This window comes from Mesorhizobium sp. CO1-1-8 (genome assembly GCF_020164875.1).
In the GTDB taxonomy this organism is placed as follows: Bacteria; Pseudomonadota; Alphaproteobacteria; order Rhizobiales; family Rhizobiaceae; genus Mesorhizobium.
Genome location: NZ_JAIUGZ010000036.1, coordinates 1 through 1,173 on the forward strand (window position 1 = coordinate 1; position 1,173 = coordinate 1,173).

The window sequence follows — 1,173 nt, forward strand, 5'->3', positions numbered from 1 at the left end:
AGAGTATCCGTCTTGGTCAAGGCATCTGAGGTGACCATTTGCGGTCGTCCCTGATGAGAGCGTTTGCGAGAATGAGGAGTTTTCGCATGATTGCGGTAATGGCGAGCTTTGCGGGTTTTCCAGCTTCGCGCAGAGCCTCGTATTTGATCTTGAGGGGTTGGTTGAATCGGATGGCAACGAGTGCGGGCATATAGAGCGCCTGTCTGCACCACGACCTTCCTCCCCGGATGAAGCTCTTGCCCTTCCACTGGCCGGACTGACGATCAACCGGTGCGAGCCCGGCAAGGGAAGCTGCCTGCTTGTTGGCAAGGCTTCCGATTTCGGGCATGTCGGCGATGAGGGCGAAGGCGGTTACCTCGCCGAGGCCGGGAATGCTGGTGAGGATGTCGAGGCGGCGGGCAAGGTCGACCTCGGCCGCGACGAGGTTGCGGCATTCGGTATCCACCGCCTCGATCTGGGCTGAGATCTGCTTCAGCCGCTGGTCGACTTGGCGCTTGAGCAGTCCGATGGTGAGGTTCTTCCGCCGATTGAGCGCAGCGGTGCGATCCTTGACCAGAGCCCTGCGGGCGGCAACCAGTTCACAAAGTACATCAAGGGCTTGGCTCCTGAGCGGCCGGATGTCCGGCACCATAAGCGCTCCGAAGCGGGCGAGCATGGCGGCGTCGATACGGTCGGTCTTCGACAGGCGCCCGGCGGCCCTGGCGAAGGCGTGTGTATGCTGCGGGTTCATCTTGACCAGCGGCAGGCCCTTGGCGCCCAGCATGCGCTCGAGCTGTCGATGGTAGGCGCCGGTTGCTTCGTAGACGATGCGTTCGGGCATGAGCGGCACCAGCCAGAGCATCAGTTCGCCTATACCGCCGGCGTCATTGGTGTATTGCCGCTCCGTCCCTTCCGGCAGGAGATGGACGTCGAGGCGATCTTTCGAGATGTCGATACCGAGCGTTCGTGCTATGGTTGCGGTCATCTTTTCCGTGTCCCGTGCTTGTCATCCGGGCCTTTAAGCCCGGCTATCCGTTCAGGCCTCATGGAAAAGAGAGGGGCGATCATACTCTAGCTCGGTCCTTCACGACCGGCGATTCATCGATCCCACCCCTCCCGCCGCCTGCGGGTGGTGAAGGCCCGCAGGCGGCAACCCACTTTGGCCCCGAAACGATGAAAAGTCATAAGACAAGC

General features: G+C 61.4%; 1 protein-coding gene. It reads right to left on the reverse strand.

The window, feature by feature from the left end; all coding sequences use genetic code 11:
- Positions 1–16 precede the first annotated feature (16 nt).
- Complete coding sequence (locus LB558_RS32825) at positions 17–964, reverse strand: IS110 family transposase (protein ID WP_224701542.1); 948 nt, start codon at positions 962–964, stop codon at positions 17–19.
- Between the last annotated feature and the right edge of the window lie 209 nt (positions 965–1,173).

Bases quoted from the DNA above. Each gene is read 5' to 3' on its own strand.
- LB558_RS32825 (WP_224701542.1), bottom strand. From the start codon at position 964: ATGACCGCAACCATAGCACGAACGCTCGGTATCGACATCTCGAAAGAT.